The 16,334-nt window shown below is 50.0% G+C and carries 14 protein-coding genes and 1 pseudogene; 7 read left to right on the plus strand and 8 right to left on the minus strand.

Features of this window, described 5'->3' with window-relative positions; genetic code table 11:
• The first annotated feature begins 129 nt into the window (after positions 1-129).
• Both NSCA4_RS0108245 and NSCA4_RS0108250 read left to right on the plus strand, forming a co-directional pair.
• Positions 130-810, plus strand: a complete 681-nt coding sequence (locus NSCA4_RS0108245; protein ID WP_016687687.1) for a sulfite exporter TauE/SafE family protein — start codon at positions 130-132, stop codon at positions 808-810.
• A gap of 270 nt (positions 811-1,080) precedes the next feature.
• Positions 1,081-2,400: a DUF445 domain-containing protein gene (locus NSCA4_RS0108250; RefSeq protein ID WP_016687688.1), complete on the plus strand. Its 1,320-nt coding sequence runs from the start codon at positions 1,081-1,083 to the stop codon at positions 2,398-2,400.
• Here NSCA4_RS0108250 and NSCA4_RS15090 read toward each other — a convergent pair.
• Positions 2,400-2,507: pseudogene (locus NSCA4_RS15090) on the minus strand (IS5/IS1182 family transposase); the annotation flags it as partial. The gene NSCA4_RS0108250 and the pseudogene NSCA4_RS15090 overlap by 1 nt on opposite strands.
• Positions 2,508-2,581: 74 nt before the next feature.
• Positions 2,582-4,018: an NAD-dependent succinate-semialdehyde dehydrogenase gene (locus NSCA4_RS0108255; RefSeq protein WP_016687689.1), complete on the minus strand. Its 1,437-nt coding sequence runs from the start codon at positions 4,016-4,018 to the stop codon at positions 2,582-2,584.
• Positions 4,019-4,376: 358 nt separating this feature from the next.
• Here NSCA4_RS0108255 and NSCA4_RS0108260 point away from each other — a divergent pair, with 358 nt between their 5' ends.
• Positions 4,377-4,934: an ACP-like domain-containing protein gene (locus NSCA4_RS0108260; protein ID WP_029609662.1), complete on the plus strand. Its 558-nt coding sequence runs from the start codon at positions 4,377-4,379 to the stop codon at positions 4,932-4,934.
• 427 nt (positions 4,935-5,361) lie between these two features.
• Here NSCA4_RS0108260 and secF read toward each other — a convergent pair whose 3' ends face one another.
• From secF to yajC, 3 genes are all read right to left on the minus strand, one after another.
• Positions 5,362-6,297 (minus strand): protein translocase subunit SecF, encoded by a 936-nt coding sequence (secF, locus tag NSCA4_RS0108270; RefSeq protein WP_016687692.1) that lies wholly within the window; start codon positions 6,295-6,297, stop codon positions 5,362-5,364.
• Positions 6,298-6,300: 3 nt separating this feature from the next.
• Positions 6,301-8,154 (minus strand): protein translocase subunit SecD, encoded by a 1,854-nt coding sequence (secD, locus tag NSCA4_RS0108275; protein ID WP_016687693.1) that lies wholly within the window; start codon positions 8,152-8,154, stop codon positions 6,301-6,303.
• A gap of 75 nt (positions 8,155-8,229) precedes the next feature.
• Positions 8,230-8,496 (minus strand): preprotein translocase subunit YajC, encoded by a 267-nt coding sequence (gene yajC / locus NSCA4_RS0108280; RefSeq protein WP_016687694.1) that lies wholly within the window; start codon positions 8,494-8,496, stop codon positions 8,230-8,232.
• A 231-nt stretch (positions 8,497-8,727) separates the two neighbouring features.
• Between yajC and NSCA4_RS0108285 the strand changes: the two genes are divergently transcribed.
• The gene (locus NSCA4_RS0108285) at positions 8,728-9,825 is read left to right on the plus strand and encodes a histone deacetylase family protein (protein WP_016687695.1); all 1,098 of its coding nucleotides are present in this window, start codon (positions 8,728-8,730) and stop codon (positions 9,823-9,825) included.
• Between the two features lie 144 nt (positions 9,826-9,969).
• Here the strand turns inward: NSCA4_RS0108285 and NSCA4_RS0108290 are convergent, their stop codons facing one another.
• Both NSCA4_RS0108290 and NSCA4_RS0108295 read right to left on the minus strand, forming a co-directional pair.
• Positions 9,970-11,760, minus strand: a complete 1,791-nt coding sequence (locus tag NSCA4_RS0108290) for a transferrin-binding protein-like solute binding protein (RefSeq protein WP_036538298.1) — start codon at positions 11,758-11,760, stop codon at positions 9,970-9,972.
• A 211-nt stretch (positions 11,761-11,971) separates the two neighbouring features.
• Positions 11,972-12,595 (minus strand): biliverdin-producing heme oxygenase, encoded by a 624-nt coding sequence (locus NSCA4_RS0108295; RefSeq protein WP_016687697.1) that lies wholly within the window; start codon positions 12,593-12,595, stop codon positions 11,972-11,974.
• A 460-nt stretch (positions 12,596-13,055) separates the two neighbouring features.
• Between NSCA4_RS0108295 and NSCA4_RS0108300 the strand changes: the two genes are divergently transcribed.
• From NSCA4_RS0108300 to NSCA4_RS0108310, 3 genes are read left to right on the plus strand one after another with little or no spacing between them, the layout of a single operon-like run.
• A complete protein-coding gene (locus NSCA4_RS0108300; RefSeq protein ID WP_016687698.1) occupies positions 13,056-13,592 on the plus strand; it encodes a gamma carbonic anhydrase family protein in 537 nt (178 codons plus the stop codon).
• Positions 13,593-13,631: 39 nt separating this feature from the next.
• Positions 13,632-14,231 carry a Maf family protein gene (locus NSCA4_RS0108305; protein ID WP_016687699.1) on the plus strand — a complete coding sequence of 200 codons (600 nt, stop codon included), beginning with the start codon at positions 13,632-13,634 and terminating at the stop codon, positions 14,229-14,231.
• A 25-nt stretch (positions 14,232-14,256) separates the two neighbouring features.
• Positions 14,257-14,871, plus strand: a complete 615-nt coding sequence (locus NSCA4_RS0108310; protein WP_029609664.1) for a YidX family protein — start codon at positions 14,257-14,259, stop codon at positions 14,869-14,871.
• An 81-nt stretch (positions 14,872-14,952) separates the two neighbouring features.
• On the opposite strand, the gene NSCA4_RS0108315 is transcribed toward NSCA4_RS0108310, so the two are convergent.
• Positions 14,953-16,218 (minus strand): Glu/Leu/Phe/Val family dehydrogenase, encoded by a 1,266-nt coding sequence (locus NSCA4_RS0108315; protein WP_016687700.1) that lies wholly within the window; start codon positions 16,216-16,218, stop codon positions 14,953-14,955.
• Between the last annotated feature and the right edge of the window lie 116 nt (positions 16,219-16,334).

Raw genomic sequence — 16,334 nt, forward strand, 5'->3', positions numbered from 1 at the left:
AGCGATTTTCAGAAGACCTTACCAAACGGATTCGCAATAATCCGCCCCTATTCCATCCTTTCTTATCCTCATTCCTCCGTTGTTGATACAATACGAAACTGCCTGATAACAATTTCAAATATATCTGATATGGACGAAAACCTTACCTTCCTCACGCTGTTTCTGCTCGGTTTTTTCGGCGGCGGCCACTGCGTCGGTATGTGCGGCGGATTGAGCAGCGCATTTGCCTTGCAGCTTCCACCCAACCTCAACCGTTTCGGATTGATTGTCCTGCTGAACTTGGGACGTGTAAGCAGCTATGTCCTCATCGGCTTTGTAGTCGGCCTGATCGGGCAGGCAGGGATTTCTTTGGATAACACCCGCGTGTTGCAGCAGGGGCTGTATATCGCGGCAAACATCCTGCTGTTGCTTTTAGGGCTTTATCTGGCGGGAATTTCGACGGCGGCAACGCGTATCGAACGCATCGGCAAACCGATATGGAAGCGGCTGAATCCGTTTTTAAACAAGCTTTTGCCTATCCGTTCCGTCCCAGCCTGTTTCGGCGTTGGGATGCTTTGGGGCTGGCTGCCGTGCGGCCTGGTTTACAGCGCGTCGCTTTACGCCTTGGGCAGCGGCAGCGCGGTTCACGGCGCTTTATATATGTTGGCTTTTGCGCTCGGCACGCTGCCTAACCTTTTGGCGATGGGTATCTTTGCGGCGCAGTTGAAAACGCTTTTGCAAAAACGCAGCATCCGCCTGTTGGCAGGGTTGACGGTGGCGGCTTGGGCCTTGTGGCGGCTTTGGGTTTCGGTTTCAGGCTGGACGGCATAAAGGTCGACTGAAAACCTGTACACAGCCATACCGCAGAATCATGTGAACAGCCTGTGAACAACTCTCCTTCCCTTTTGATTTTCCAAAATAAAAATATTATGATTAAAAAATAGGCAATACAAAATATTGCCCACAACCCGCATTCGGATTGATGTGTGCATTCTGTGGAAAACTTGGATAATATTTTGAAACCTATTGAATATTTTCAGCTGATTAAAAAATAATCAATCTATTCGCAATCCCCTAAAGACAAAAAAGACAGGAATAGAAATGCACACCCTTTCGGAACAAGTCCGCTTAAATGAGGCGCGCAAAAAGTTGGCAAAAAGCAGGCGTTGGGCGACGGGCTTGCTGCTTCTTGCGTGCGGGCTGTTTGCAGCCTCCGCCGTTTATGTACGCCAATATCCTTGGTTGGGATTTGTCAAAGCGTTTGCCGAAGCGGCGATGGTGGGTGCGCTGGCAGACTGGTTTGCCGTAACCGCGCTTTTCAGACGACCCCTCGGGCTGCCGATTCCCCATACCGCGATTTTGCCGCGCAATCAGGCTCGTATCGGCGATGAATTGGGACGGTTTATCGAACATAATTTTTTACAGGGCAAACCCATCGCCATGCGCATTTACCAAGCGCAGCCCAGTGATAAATTATTGAAATGGTTGGACGGCGAAGACGTGAAATCGCATTGGCTGCCGTGGCTTTCCAAACAGATTCCGACCCTGCTTGCCATTGCCAAACCGGAACAGACGGCGCGTTTCACGGCGATGCTGTTGGAAGAACGTTACAGCGGCGAACAAATCGGCAACACGCTTGCCGACGGTTTGCGGCTGCTGAAAGCTCAAGGGATGCACGAAAAAGCGTTTGAAAGCCTGCTCCGTCAGATTCGGCGTTGGCTGAAAACGCCGGAAACCCGCGAAATGTTGGAGCAGAACCTGCGCGAATGGGCAGCGAAAATCGAAGGCGGCAATCCCGGAACTTGGGACAGGCTCAAAGCGGCAGTGAAATCGACCTTGGTGGAGAAAGTCGATGATTGGGCGGCAGAAAAAGCGTTGGCATGGATAGACGGCTATTTGGCGACTGCGGACAAGCAGGATAACGCGCTGCGCCGACAATTCTTGGTGCAATACGACGAACTGACCGAACGACTGACCACATCGCGCCTGTGGCACCGCCGCCTGGACAAATTCAAAACTGAGCTCGCGCAATCGCCCGCCCTGCAACGTCAAATCATGACCCTATGGCGCGGCATTTTGGACTGGGCGCGGGAAGATGTGGAAAAACAAGACTCTTTGTGCCAAGCGCAACTTGAAAAGCTGCTGAACCATATGCTTTCGCAAGCTCAGGCATACCCGCAATTTATGCGGCGGGCGGATATACGGATTTCGCTTTTGGTTCGGGATTTTGTGATGCGTTATAAAGATAAGGCGGCTTTATTCGTCGCAGACAAAGTCAAAGGCTGGGACAGCCGCCTGATGGTCGAAAAACTGGAATTGAGCGTGGGCAAGGATCTGCAATACATCCGCATCAACGGCACGCTCGTCGGCGGTCTGGTCGGACTGGTGATTTATACGGTATCGCTATGGCTGGCGGAATAGTATAGTGGATTAAATTTAAACCAGTACGGCGTTGCCTCGCCTTGCCGTACTATTTGTACTGTCTGCGGCTTCGTCGCCTTGTCCTGATTTAAATTTAATCCACTATATGAAAAAAGGTCGTCTGAAAACAAAGTTTCAATGAAATTTGTTTTCAGACGACCTGTTGCTTCTAGTAGCAAACTCAATCCGCTACATCGATACACAAATATTTCAATTCCAAATATTCGTCCGCACCGTATTTGCTGCCTTCGCGTCCCAGCCCGCTGCGTTTCACGCCGCCGAACGGTGCCGCTTCATTGCTGATTAGGCCGGTATTGATGCCGACCATGCCGTATTCCAAGGCTTCGCCGACGCGCCATTGGCGGGCGGTGTCGGAGGTGAAGAGGTAGGCCGCCAAACCGTATTCCGTATCGTTGGCGGCCGCGATGACTTCGGCTTCGGTTTCAAAGCAAAACACGGGACACAACGGTCCGAAGGTTTCTTCGCGCGCCACTGCCATTTGCGCCGTTACGCCGCTTAAAACGGTCGGTTCGAAAAACGTTCCGCCCAATTCGCTGCGTTTGCCGCCGGTCAGGCAGACCGCGCCTTTGGATAGCGCGTCGGCGATGTGCTGCTCGACTTTTTCCACCGCTTTTTCCTCAATCAGCGGCCCTTGGTTGACGCCTTCATCCAAGCCGTTGCCCAATTTGAGCGCGGCCACTTTTTCACTTAATTTGCGGCAAAATTCTTCGTAAATGCCGGATTGGGCGTAAACGCGGTTGGTGCAGACGCAGGTTTGACCGCTGTTGCGGAACTTGCTGGCGAGCGCGCCTTCGACGGCTTTGTCCAAATCGGCATCGTCAAACACGATAAACGGCGCGTTGCCGCCCAGCTCCAAACTCAGTTTTTTAATGTCAGCCGCGCTGTCGGCAAAAATTTTCGCGCCGACTTCGGTTGAGCCGGTAAAGCTGATTTTGCGTACGTTCGGGTTCGTGGCAAATTCATGGCTGATTTCCGAAGCGCGACCGCTGACGACGGGAAGCAAATCCTGCGGCACACCCGCTTCGTAAGCCAGTAGCGCCAGCGCATACGCGCTCAGAGGCGTGAGCGACGCGGGTTTGACGATCATCGCACAGCCCACCGCCAAAGCAGGCGCGGCCTTACGTGCAATCATCGCGGACGGGAAGTTCCACGGCGTAATCGCAGCGGTAACGCCGATGGGTTGTTTCAACACGACCAGTTTTTGCGACGCCTTCACACTTGTCAGCACATCGCCGTCAATCCGCCGCGCTTCTTCGGCAAACCAGCGCACAAACGAAGCCGCGTAATCAATCTCGCCGCGAGCTTCGGTCAGGCTTTTACCCTGCTCCATCGTCATGATGCGCGCCAGCTCTTCTTTGTTTTCTTTAATCGAAAAATACCAGCGCCACAACACATCGGCACGCTCCAACGCAGTTTTTGCCGCCCATAATTTTTGCGCGGCCTCCGCCTTTTGAATCAGCAGCTTGAGGTCGTCTGAATGGGTTGTACGGACAAACGCCAGAGTCTCGCCCGTCGCCGGATTATCGACTTTGATGCCGTCCGGAATCGGGGAAAAAGAAATATCGGGATGGTTTAACAATGATGCAAAAGAGTTCATGCCTGCCCTCGTGTCTGTAGATGTTTAATTGATGAATGAAAAGTCATTATTCCCCTTATTTGTGTAAAGCGCAAACCTATGACATAACACAACATCAATTTTCACACCTTGCTGTTTTTATAATGGCTTTATTGTCAGCAAACCATCGTAGACGTGATGCATCCGGCAGTTAAGCGGACAAATGGATAACCGGACAAATGGAGCCAAAACGCTTGAATAATCTTTTCATAAGTAAATTTACTTATTCTTTTGATGCTTTTATTAAAGATTTGTCCAAATTGAAGACAAAATATACCATCTCTGATATTGTGTTAACGCTTCGCCAACACCTTATCAATAATTTATATGGAGTAAACCGATGAATAAAAATACTAAGTTAATGATTTCTGCCGTTATCGCCGCTGCCGCGCTGTCCGCATGTTCCAGCTCTTCCAAAGGAAAACCTGCTGCCCAACCTGCTCCTGCCCCGCAACAAGCAGCACAACAAAACCAACCTTTCACTCCTCAAACTGTTAAAGTGGACGCTATCGACAGCACCAAAGAAGTACACTACCGCTGCGGTCAAAACGGTCAAGACCCATTGAGCGTTATGTACGGCTTCAAAGGTAACGAACCTGTTGTAGCACAAGTGAAATACAAAAACGAACTGACGCCCAACCTGTTCCGCGTCGTCGGCTCCAGCGACGATGTCAACGCCTTCTGGGGCGAGAACGTCGCATGGGTGGCAGGTCGCGCCAATTTGGGCAATATCGACAAAGTGGACGGCAATATGCTGACCGTACGCGGTAAAACAACCGTTAACGGCAAAGAAGAAGTCGTGGATCAAATCGTTGCCAAATACTGCTCCGTTGCCAACACCCCTGCCAAAGCAGGCAAACCGGCTCCTAAAAAATCTGCCGGAAAAGCAAAACGTTAATTTCTAACTCCAACCGTAGAAGTTAATCCGAGGTCGTCTGAAAATTTTCAGACGACCTTTTTGCATTTTGTCCTGTACATTACCAAGAGCAGCATAGAAGTTCCGTTTTGTAGTGGATTAAATTTAAATCAGGACAAGGCGACGAAGCCGCAGACAGTACAGACAGTACGGCAAGGCGTGGCAATGCCGTACTGGTTTAAAGTTAATCCACTATATACAGTCGATTACTTTCAAAGAATCCTTCCCTTTAAGCCAATCTTCCCCTTCCTCTATCTGAAACAAGAAAAGCGTGTTCCTTTCCATACAGTCAAAACAATGCCGCCATATTTGCATCATAACTATCAAATCAGCTGCCCAAAATAAAAAAGTCGTCTGAAAACCTGTTGCCAAGTTTTCAGACGACCCCTTCAAATTTCAATCATAACCATCAGACCACGACTTCTTCTTTCTTCTTCACTTCCTTCGCGATATTGTCGCGGCTCAGACCAAACATCAGCAAGAGCGGGCTGGCGACCAAGACTGAAGAGTAAATACCGAACACAATGCCGATGGTCAATGCCATTGAGAAACCGTGCAACGCCGCGCCGCCGAACACCAGCATGGAAACGACCATTGCCTCGGTCGAGCCGTGGGTGATGATGGTACGGCTCATGGTGGCGGTAATCGCATTGTCGATGACTTGTGGAACGGTATGTCCGCGCATACTCGGTTTGCGGAAGTTCTCACGGATACGGTCGAAGACGACGACGGATTCGTTCACGGAATAACCCAATACGGCAAGGATACCCGCCAACACGGTCAGTGAAAACTCCCATTGGAACAGGGCGAAGCAGCCCAAAATAATCACGATATCGTGCATATTCGCAATAATGGCGGATACGGCAAAACGCCATTCAAATCGCATCGACAAATAAATAATGATACCTAAAACGACAAAGCCCAATGCCATCAGACCGTTGGTTACCAATTCTTCGCCAACCTGCGGGCCGATAAATTCAACTTGGCGCAGGGTAACGTCAGGCTGCTCTTTTTTCAGCAAGTCCATCACTTGATTGGAAAGCTGTGCAGACGTTACGCCTTCTTTGTTGGGCAGACGAATCATAATGTGTTTGTTCGTGCCTAACGCCTGAACTTGCACATCGCCCATTTTCAAGGCATTGAGCTTTTCACGGGTTTTGTTGACATCCGCGCCCTGCTGATATTGCACTTCCATCACGGTACCGCCGGTAAATTCGACGGAGAAGTTCAAACCTTTGGTAACGAGGAAGAATACGGCGGCAATAAAGGTGACCAACGAAATAAAGGTCGTCAGTTTGCCGTAGCTCATAAACGGGATGTCGCGTTTGATTTTAAAGAGTTCCATGTCTCACTCCTTGCCAGCCGCTGTTTCGGCTTTGGGTTTCCATACTGCGCCGATGGAAATGTTCTGCAATTTGCGGCGGCGTCCGTACCATAAGTTAACCAAGGCGCGGAAGACGACGACGGATGAGTACATCGAAGTCAGGATACCCAGACAGTGTACGACGGCAAAACCGCGAACCGGGCCGGAACCGAATACCAAGAGGGCGATACCGGCAATCAGCGAGGTCAGGTTGGAGTCGACAATGGTTGCCCATGCGTGTTGGAAACCAAGGTTAATCGCCTGTTGCGGCGGTACGCCCTCGCGCAATTCTTCGCGGATACGTTCGTTAATCAATACGTTGGAGTCAATCGCCATACCCAACGTCAACGCCAATGCGGCAATACCGGGCAGCGTCAACGTTGCCTGCATGGCAGACAATATACCGACTAAGAACAAAATATTGGTACTCAGGGCGATGGTCGAGAAAAAGCCCATCAAGCGGTAGTAAAGCACCATAAACAAGGCAACGGCGGCAAAGCCCCACAAGGTGGAATTGAAACCTTTTTCAATGTTTTCTTTACCCAAAGACGGGCCGATGGTGCGCTCTTCCACGATTTGCATCGGTGCAGCGAGAGAACCTGCACGCAGCAACAAAGAAGTATCATTGGCTTCCGCCTGCGTCATGCTGCCGGAAATTTCCACGCGTCCGCCGGTAATAGCGGAACGGATAACCGGTGCGGTAACCACTTCGGATTTGCCTTGATCGATCAACACCATCGCCATGCGTTTGCCGACGTTGGCGGCGGTCAATTCACCAAAAATACTGCCGCCTGCGCTATCCAAGCTCAGGCTGACGGCAGGTGCGCCCATTTGATCGAAACTTGGTTGTGCGTCATTGATATTATCACCGGTCAATTCAACTTGCTTGTTAATCAATAGGCTTTCGGGGTGATCACCACTACTGGACAACAGCTCGAAACCGCTCGGAACATTGCCTTCCAAAGCCTCGCGCACTTTGACAGGGTCGTCTTCTACCATACGCACTTCCAAAGTCGCGGTACGGCCGATGATGTCTTTTGCTTTGGCTGTATCTTGTACACCCGGCAGCTGTACAACGATGCGGTCGAGGCCGGATTGTTGGATGACAGGTTCGGCTACGCCCAGCTCATTGACACGGTTATGCAAGGTGTTGATGTTTTGTTCTATCGCTTTAGAACGTACTTTATCAACCTCTGCTTCTGACAACGTCAGCGTGATGTTATTGCCATCAGCGTTCAAATTTGCCTCAGGAAAAAGCTGACGCAGCTTAGGCATGGCTTTTTGTACGTCGGCAGCGTCCTGCATCGGGACAATCAGACCGTTTTCAATTTGACGGATGGTGCCGGTACGGATTTTTTCACGACGCATTTCACGGCGGATGTCGCCCGAATAACGTTCAAACGTTTTCTGCATCGCAGCTTTCATGTCCACCTGCATGGTGAAATGTACGCCGCCACGCAAGTCCAAGCCCAAGAACATCGGATTGGCGCCGATTTTGGCCATCCATTCAGGGCTGTCCGCCAACAGGTTGAGCGCAGTAATATAGCCATCGCCCAAAGTGTTTTCGATGACATCGCGGGCTTTAAGCTGGGTTTCGGTATCTTTGAAACGCACTTTCAGCGAGTTGTTCGCAACAAACATCCCGTCGGTCTGAATACCAGCCTGTTTCAGCGCGGCATCCACTTTGGACTGGGTCTGTTCATTGATAACGATGGCTTGTCGGTTGGTTGATACCTGTACTGCAGGCGTTTCACCGAAAAGGTTGGGCAGCGAATACACTACGGCAACCAAAATCGAGCACGCAATCAGCAGGTATTTCCATAAAGGATAACGGTTCATGGTAAACCTTCGATTTATTATTAAGACAAACAGCCGCGCTCAGCTTTCCGAGGCGGCTCTTGGCAAAAATACGGATTACTCGGTTTTAGCGGCAATCGCGTTACGTTCCACTTCGACTTCGATTTTTGCACCTTGACCGATGTCCACAGTGAAAAACTGTTCGCCGACTTTGGTAACGCGGCCTTTGAAGCCTGCTGCCAAAACCACCTTATCGCCGACTTTCAGATCGGCAAGCATGGCTTGGTGTGCTTTGAATTTCTTTTGTTGGGGACGCATGATCAGGAAGTAGAACACCACCATAATCAGCACTAAAGGGGCAAATTGGGCCACAGCTTGATTCATAACTTATCCGTTTTCTAAGAGATTAAAATTAAGTAAAACACTGCTTGCGGCAGAAAAAGGCATTGGTACAGCCGCAAAATTAAGCTATTCTAAAGGTCGTCTGAAAAATTTCCAAGCTTTTCCCTATTTATTAACCATATTTATCATGTCAGGTCGTCTGAAAATGAAATTTCAGCGGCATTTAAAACCTGACTTCTTCCGACCAACGACAAGCCCCGCGCCCTTTTCCTCATGAAAAAACTCATTCGACGACTGCGTACGCGCCTACGCCGCCTTTTGGGTAAAAATGCGCGCACGGTCTGGATTTCTCATCCCGTTTTTGCACAACACCACCCCGGCGCGGGACACCCCGACTCGCCCGAACGCACTGCCGTTATCGAAGCCGAACTCAAACGCCAGGATATTTGGCGGCATCTGCAAACTGTCGAAGCCGAAGAAATCAGCGATGCCCGCCTCGCCTTGGTTCATCCGCGCAAATACCTGCGCTCACTCGAAGCCTGCCTGCCCCAGCCGGACAAAATTTACCGTCTCGACGGCGACACCGTGATGAGTCATGGTTCGCTCAAAGCTGCCCGTCACGCCGCAGGTGCTGTCGTTCAGGCGGTGGACATGGTAATGAATAAGAAAGCATGGCACGCCTTTTGCGCCGTCCGCCCACCCGGACACCACGCACACAGCGACAAAGCCGGCGGTTTCTGCCTTCTGAACAACGTCGCCACAGGCGTCATGCACGCTATCGCCGAATATCGACTCCAACGCATCGCCGTCATCGACTTTGATGTCCATTACGGCGACGGCACAGCGGAAATCTTCAAAGACGACCCGCGCGTCCTGTTTATGAACCTTTTTGAAACCGACCTCTTCCCATTCCCTGAAACCAACCATTCTGCCAACGGCGCCAATATGTTGCACCTGCCTTTTGCATCCAATACCGGCAGCCGCGTCTTTCGTACCACCGTACGCGAACAATGGTTGAACAAACTGACCTCATTCAAACCCGAACTGGTCTTACTGTCCGCAGGTTTCGACGGACACAAACAAGACGAAACAGGTCGTCTGAACCTGCACGAAGCCGATTTCGCCTGGTTAACACACAAAATCATCCAAGCCGCCCCAAGCTGTCCCGGCAGAATCGTTTCCGTACTGGAAGGCGGCTACACGCTCGAACCTTTGGCAAAATCCGCCACAGCCCATATCGGCGTCCTCGTGGGACTACCCAAGGCAGACTATGTTGCCGCCTATCAAAGACACTTGAAACGCGGGCAAAAAAGGGGAGATTTCCAGTTTTCCGAATCGCAATCTAAATTATTAAACGAAAGATTATCTTAAAATAAGATTCAAGGTTTTCAGACGACCTTTTAGCGGGTAGATTGCCCTCCGGATTGTTGTTACCGTAAAAGGTCGTCTGAAAATCCTACCCACTCAAAAACAAACCGCCCTTTCAGGCGGTTTGTTTTCAGCTTAAATAGACGGTTATTGCTTTTTACCGCCGAATACACCGAAGGCATTGTTACTTGAAGAGCCATTATCACCTGGTTTTTCATTATAACTGTATCGCCCCGCCATTTCGGCAGCTTTGTCGCCGTAGAATCCGCCGGTTACAGAGCCTTGTGCACCTGAAGTCCATTTGCCGTTAAAGCTGCTGCCTGCAATATCGGCAGTAAAGGCTCGTTCATTCATGAACCATCTGTCACCACTATTGATTTTACCTGCGATAGTCTTGGTATCGAAGTTAACATCGGCGGTAAATGAACCGGTGGTACGGTAGGTGTTGCCGGCATCCACCCAGTTTTCCTTATTATCCAAGTTGCGGGCACGGAAATTCAACACCTCGCCTGCGTATTTAGCCGCACCGGACGGCAGAGAGGCACTCATTACCCCTTGAACAAACAAGGAGTAGGCATTATCGGCAAGTTTTGCCGCACCGAAGACAACATTGCTCAAATTGCCTGAAGCAACAAACGACTTGTAGTCCGAACCCAATTCAGTTTGATAGAGCTTGTTGGTAACAGGTGCCAAAGCGATTGCCGTACCGTTGATAATGACTTTGGTCAAGTCCGCGATATTCGATAAGACGTATTGCTCGCCTGTTTCACCTTTTTTCAATTCGGCTGCGGCGGCATCAACTTTAGGTTTGGTTACGGGCGCATCAGGTTTGGCAATCGGCGCATCAGGCTGTCCGCCTGCTTGAGCCGCTGCATCTTGGCGTTTTGCACCAAACACACCGCGCGCCACTACGTCTTCATCACGTTGGTTTTTGCCTGCCGCACTATATGTACCGGCAAGTTGGTCTGCCTTCGCGCCAAAGAATCCGCCTTGCATCGTACCTTGCTTGTTGGAGAAGGTATTGCCGTGCAAATCGCCATCGAAAGACAGGTTTTCCGCCATATCGCGCACATTGGATTTGACGACACCTGCAATCCTGTTGCCGCCGCTACCACCGCCAACCGTTTGATCGGAATAGCGTTTGATGCCGACATTGATGGTTTTTTGGTCGAAATTGACTTTTGCGGTAACATCGGTTGCCCTAGCGGCAGGATACAGGTTTTCCAATTTAGACTCGGCACTTGTATCAGGAAGCTCGTTTAACAAACTGGTATTGACCGGCAATCCGTTTGCAAAATGCAAACCGATACCTTTATAAGTGGCTTCGCCTTTTAAAGCGGCAACGGTATCGTTGTCCGACGGCGCACCTTGATAGAACAAAGCTTGTTTGAAATCACGCAGATTGGTTACATCTGCAACACCGCCGTAACGAACGTCAGGCAGCAGGTCGCCACTGTGTATCGCATATTGTGCTGCATCGGCTTTACCGCCGTTCGTACTTTTTTCGCCCAACGTGAACTCACCTGCTTTAACGTCTTTGGTATTAATGGCGACACCATCAAGTACGACGCCATTTTTGTCTGCGGCAGTCGGAGCTTCGGTTTTGGCATATTCCAAATCGCCGGTTTCCCGTTTTTTCGCTACCAAGACACCGCCATCCAAAGCCTTGCCCATTACTTTGCCTTCGCCGCCAAAACCTTGACCTGAATTGGCCTCATTGGCTTTCTTGGCTTCTTCAGCTTTCTTAGCTTCTTCGGCTTTCTTAGCGTCTTCTGTTTGTTTTGAATCACCTCCTCCGCCCGAGCCGGAATTATTGCCCGGCTGTTGCGGGGTCGGTGCAGGCTGTGCAGAAGGCGTGCCACCACCGCTTGAACCGCATGCACTCAATGCGATGCTGCAGGCAATCGCCAACATACTTAATTTAAATGATTCCTTCATGGTAAAACTCCTGAATGTGATAATGGTATTTTGAAATGATGGTGATAAAATATTTGATAATTATTTCCATCAAACCAATTAAAAATACCGCAAATGCGGATAACCAAACAATACAACACTTACACCAGCATGAAGGTCGTCTGAAAACGGAATTTATGAATCCGCGTATACAGATGTGTTTCAGACGACCTCTACTTATATCGTCAAACCATTAATGACGGTGCGGAACAAAGCCTTCCGGAGCTTCCGCACCTTCAGGCAGACCGAAGGTTTCACGCAGAACGACTTTGTAGAACGCAAATGCATCTTTTGCGCCTTGAATCGCTTCGCCTTCAGCTTCAGGGCTTAAACCCAAAGCATTCAGATGTTCGACAAAGGCACGCCAATGTTTGCCGCGGCCGTTCGGATGGGGAGCGAGGTGGCGCGCGCCGTGTTCGCCGGTGTAATCCAGCTTTTGAGCGTGTTTAAACAAAAATGCTGCGCCCAAATTAGAACCTTCTGCGCAATACAGCCACCCGATGGCTTTGTTGCCGGTTTCGTGCGGCAGCGGTTTGCCGTACTCGTAAGGTTTGTCGCCCAAATCTGCCAAGTCTTGCGTTACCGCGTCGTAACGCGCCATGTATTCCAGCTCGGGAATGGCTTTGTTCAACTCCGGATCTTTATAGATATGATCGACCGCTTTGTGGAATACGGATTGCAGTTTCAAAAATTTGATGTAGTTCTCTTTGTTGGTAAACGGCTCGACAGACATAACCAAGTTGTCCACGCTGTCGTGAATGGTTGCGGTTTGCTCCTTCAGCCGTTTGGCAAAAGTCAGCTCTTGTGTTTCGCTCATGTGAATATCCTTCATACAGTTTCAGACGACCTTCGGGCCGCCTTTATTTAAACAAGGTGGGTAAAGAGATTTAAAAAACGATATGGGATGGAAGCAGAAGTTTGTAGTATTGGAAACCCACCAAATCTGTTTGAATACAAACTATCGGGTTTCGTTATTTTTTGAAATATTTTTTAAAAATATATATCATTTCAATTTAAATGGCAAGTGAATGATTTTCACTTATTCAAAAATACAAAAAGGTAACGGGTAACTCTCTCCTTCGGCAAGCAAATGATTCGGGCTTGACGGAAAATAATTCCTAAACCTTAAAAATTATTACCGGCAAATTCATAACTGCATATCTGCAGGAAGTTCATATCGCTTTCTTGCTTCGCCTGCATCAAAAGGGCATACTTGCACCATACTGAGCCGCAGGTCGTCTGAAACCTGCCACACTGTCAAAAAGGAAGAAAACAACATGAACCCTATCCGCCCCTTCTTAGACCATACTCCGCAAATTCACGAATCCTGCCTCATCGACGAAACCTCCGTCATCATCGGCGAAGTATCGCTTGCCGAAGACGTATCCGTTTGGCCGTATGCCGTTTTGCGCGGCGACGTGAACAGCATCAGCATCGGCGCGCGCAGCAATGTACAGGACGGCAGCGTCTTGCACGTTTCGCACAAAAACGCGGAAAAACCTGAAGGTTCACCCCTTATCATCGGCGAAGATGTAACCGTCGGACACAAAGTCATGCTGCACGGCTGCCGCATCGGCGATCGTGTGTTGATTGGGATGGGTACGATTATTCTGGACGATACCGTCATCGAAGAGGACGTAATGATAGGCGCAGGCAGCTTGGTGCCGCCGCGCAAACGTTTGGAAAGCGGCTATCTCTATGTCGGTTCGCCCGTCAAACAAGTCCGCCCGCTGACCGAAAAAGAAAAAGAATTTTTGAAATATTCTTCCGCACATTATGTGCGCTTGTCCGGCCAACACAAACAGTCAAAATAATTTTCAGACGGCCTTATATCCCCTAAAAAAGAAAGTTTTATGCACACACTCTACCTAGCCTCCGGCAGCCCGCGCCGCCGCGAAATTCTGGAAAACTTAAGATTCAAAGTTATCCGTATCCCTGCCGACATTGACGAAACGCCGCATTCCGACGAAAAAGCCGCCGATTATGTGCAACGTATGGCGCAGGAAAAAAATGCCGCCGCTGTCGAGCAATGGTTAGCCACACACGACGCGTCGCCCGAATATCCGATTCTGACCGCCGACACTACGGTCGCCTATCAAAACCATATTCTCGGCAAACCGGAAACCGAAGCCCAAGCAGCCGAAATGCTCACCCGGCTTTCAGGGCAGACGCATCAGGTGCTGACTGCCGTATGCGTATATTGGCAAGGGAAAACGCACGGCGTTTTGCAAACCAGCGATGTACGTTTCAAAACCTTGTCTGCCGAAGAAATATCCTCCTATATCCGAAGCGGCGAACCGATGGACAAAGCGGGCGCGTATGGTATTCAGGGTTTGGGCGGCGTGTTTGTCGAGCATTTGCAAGGCAGCTTTACAGGCGTGATGGGCCTGCCCGTTTACGAAACGGTCGGCTTATTGGAACAATTCGGATTGAGTATTCCCTCATTTGCCTGATTTTAAATACCTTCAAACAAACATTATGAAAACATACGCCTTCCCCTTTTTATCCGCAGTATTCCTTCTTGCAGGCTGCGCTGCTTTTTCAGACGACGGCACACCTTCCATCCGCGAAGGCAACGACAGCATCCTCTCTTTCGGGAAGCTTGGCTCCGCTACGGTAGATGCGCCCGCAGGCGGCTGGGTCATGCTCGGCGATCAATACACCTATGTGTTAGACAAAGGGTCGTCTGAAAAGCTATCTCCCGTCTTTAAGGCCAAACTGAAACATCCCTACGAAATCAGGTTTGCCTCTTCTATGAAGAATATCAAAAAGGCAGGGTTTACCGTTTGGCAGGAGGATCGCAGATTCAGCACACTGCTTTGCCTGTCTTACCCCCATGCTGATAAAGATGAAGAAAAAACGCTGGAAAAATTGGCGTTCACCTTCAGTAAAGGGGAAAAAACGCCATTCAAGTGCATCAACCTCGACGGCAAAATCTATCAGCCCGTCCCGGCTGCCGGTTCGGGTTTACCGCTGCACGTCAACCTCGACATTCACACCCGCTCTTCCAACAAAAACCTGACAATCGACGTACCTCCCCTATCCGCAGGCATACGACCCGCAATGCCGCCCGTCCGCCCGCTCCATTTTTAAGCACTATCCGCCACACAAACCCAAAGGTCGTCTGAAAATTTTTCAGACGACCTTTTCTCACACTAACGCTTCAAAATTTAATTAGTACCAGCCGCGCAGCTTCATCGCTTTTTCAACACGGCGGATACTCATCATGTAAGACGCGGTACGCAGGTCCACGTCATACTCTTGCGCCAGATTCCAAATATCGCGGAACGCGCGGCGCAGGACGACGGTTTCTTTTTCCTGAACTTCTTCAAATTCCCAGTAATAACCTTGCAGGTTTTGCACCCATTCGAAATAGGAAACGACCACGCCGCCGCAGTTCGCCAAAATATCGGGGACGACCAATACGCCGTTTTGACGCAGGATGGCATCGGCTTCGGGCGTAGTCGGGCCGTTTGCGCCTTCGACCACGATTTTAGCGCGGACTTTGCCTGCGTTTTCGGAAGTCAGTTGGTTTTCCAGTGCACAAGGGGCGAGTACGTCCACATCCAGTGCCAAGAGTTCGGCGTTGCTGATTTCTTTGCCATAACCCGCTTCGTTGGTAATGAAGCCTTTTTCTTGGAACTCTTTGAACAGGGCTTCCATATCCAAGCCGTTTTCGTTGTAGATGGCGACATCGACGGTAGAAACGGCAACAACTTTCGCGCCGGATTGATGCGCGTAATAGCCCGTGTGATAGCCCACATTACCAAAGCCTTGAATGGCGTAGGTTGCGCCTTTCACGTCTTTTCCGAGTTTTTCTAGGGCTTGAACGGCAGCGAAGTTCACGCCGTAACCTGTCGCTTCGGTACGCGCCAAAGAGCCGCCGAATTCGACCGGTTTGCCGGTGAACACGCCCGGTGCGGATTTTTTAACGACGTTTTCGTAGGCATCAACCATCCACGACATGATTTTGCCGTTGGTGTTCACATCAGGTGCAGGAATATCGATTTTTTCGCCGATGAGCGGAGAAATAGCTTCGGAATAAGCGCGTGAAATGCGTTCCAACTCGGCTTCTGAATAATCGCGCGGATCCAAAGTAATGCCGCCTTTGCCGCCGCCGTAAGGAATGCCCGCAACGCAGCATTTGATGGTCATCCAAATCGACAGGGCTTTGACTTCGTCCAGATTCACATGGGGATGGAAGCGCACGCCGCCTTTGTAGGGGCCGACGGCATTGTTGTGTTGCGAACGGTAGCCGGTGAAGGTTTTGACCGTGCCGTCGTCGAGTTTGACGGGGAAGCTGACTTCCAAAACGCGTCTCGGATTTTTCAGAATTTCATAAACCGCGGGATCGGCATTGAGTCGGTCGCAGGCGGTTTTGACCTGTTTGCGGGCGATTTCGAAAGGATTAAGGGTTTCTTTTGCTGCGGATTGGGACATTGCTCTTCCTTCTCATGTCGGATTGAGGTTTAAAGACTTTGCAGCTGTAACTATAACCAATTTCCAAATGAAATGTAATAGCATGTAGTCGGTATTTTCAAAGTTGATTAATTTAT

This window comes from Neisseria sicca 4320 (assembly GCF_000193735.1).
In the GTDB taxonomy this organism is placed as follows: domain Bacteria; phylum Pseudomonadota; class Gammaproteobacteria; order Burkholderiales; family Neisseriaceae; genus Neisseria; species Neisseria sicca_E.

Excerpts from the sequence above, each read along its gene's own strand:
- NSCA4_RS0108245 (WP_016687687.1), top strand. The coding sequence starts at position 130 with ATGGACGAAAACCTTACCTTCCTCACGCTGTTTCTGCTCGGTTTTTTC.
- NSCA4_RS0108250 (WP_016687688.1), top strand. The coding sequence starts at position 1,081 with ATGCACACCCTTTCGGAACAAGTCCGCTTAAATGAGGCGCGCAAAAAG.
- NSCA4_RS0108255 (WP_016687689.1), bottom strand. The coding sequence starts at position 4,018 with ATGAACTCTTTTGCATCATTGTTAAACCATCCCGATATTTCTTTTTCC.
- NSCA4_RS0108260 (WP_029609662.1), top strand. The coding sequence starts at position 4,377 with ATGAATAAAAATACTAAGTTAATGATTTCTGCCGTTATCGCCGCTGCC.
- secF (WP_016687692.1), bottom strand. The coding sequence starts at position 6,297 with ATGGAACTCTTTAAAATCAAACGCGACATCCCGTTTATGAGCTACGGC.
- secD (WP_016687693.1), bottom strand. The coding sequence starts at position 8,154 with ATGAACCGTTATCCTTTATGGAAATACCTGCTGATTGCGTGCTCGATT.
- yajC (WP_016687694.1), bottom strand. The coding sequence starts at position 8,496 with ATGAATCAAGCTGTGGCCCAATTTGCCCCTTTAGTGCTGATTATGGTG.
- NSCA4_RS0108285 (WP_016687695.1), top strand. The coding sequence starts at position 8,728 with ATGAAAAAACTCATTCGACGACTGCGTACGCGCCTACGCCGCCTTTTG.
- NSCA4_RS0108290 (WP_036538298.1), bottom strand. The coding sequence starts at position 11,760 with ATGAAGGAATCATTTAAATTAAGTATGTTGGCGATTGCCTGCAGCATC.
- NSCA4_RS0108295 (WP_016687697.1), bottom strand. The coding sequence starts at position 12,595 with ATGAGCGAAACACAAGAGCTGACTTTTGCCAAACGGCTGAAGGAGCAA.
- NSCA4_RS0108300 (WP_016687698.1), top strand. The coding sequence starts at position 13,056 with ATGAACCCTATCCGCCCCTTCTTAGACCATACTCCGCAAATTCACGAA.
- NSCA4_RS0108305 (WP_016687699.1), top strand. The coding sequence starts at position 13,632 with ATGCACACACTCTACCTAGCCTCCGGCAGCCCGCGCCGCCGCGAAATT.
- NSCA4_RS0108310 (WP_029609664.1), top strand. The coding sequence starts at position 14,257 with ATGAAAACATACGCCTTCCCCTTTTTATCCGCAGTATTCCTTCTTGCA.
- NSCA4_RS0108315 (WP_016687700.1), bottom strand. The coding sequence starts at position 16,218 with ATGTCCCAATCCGCAGCAAAAGAAACCCTTAATCCTTTCGAAATCGCC.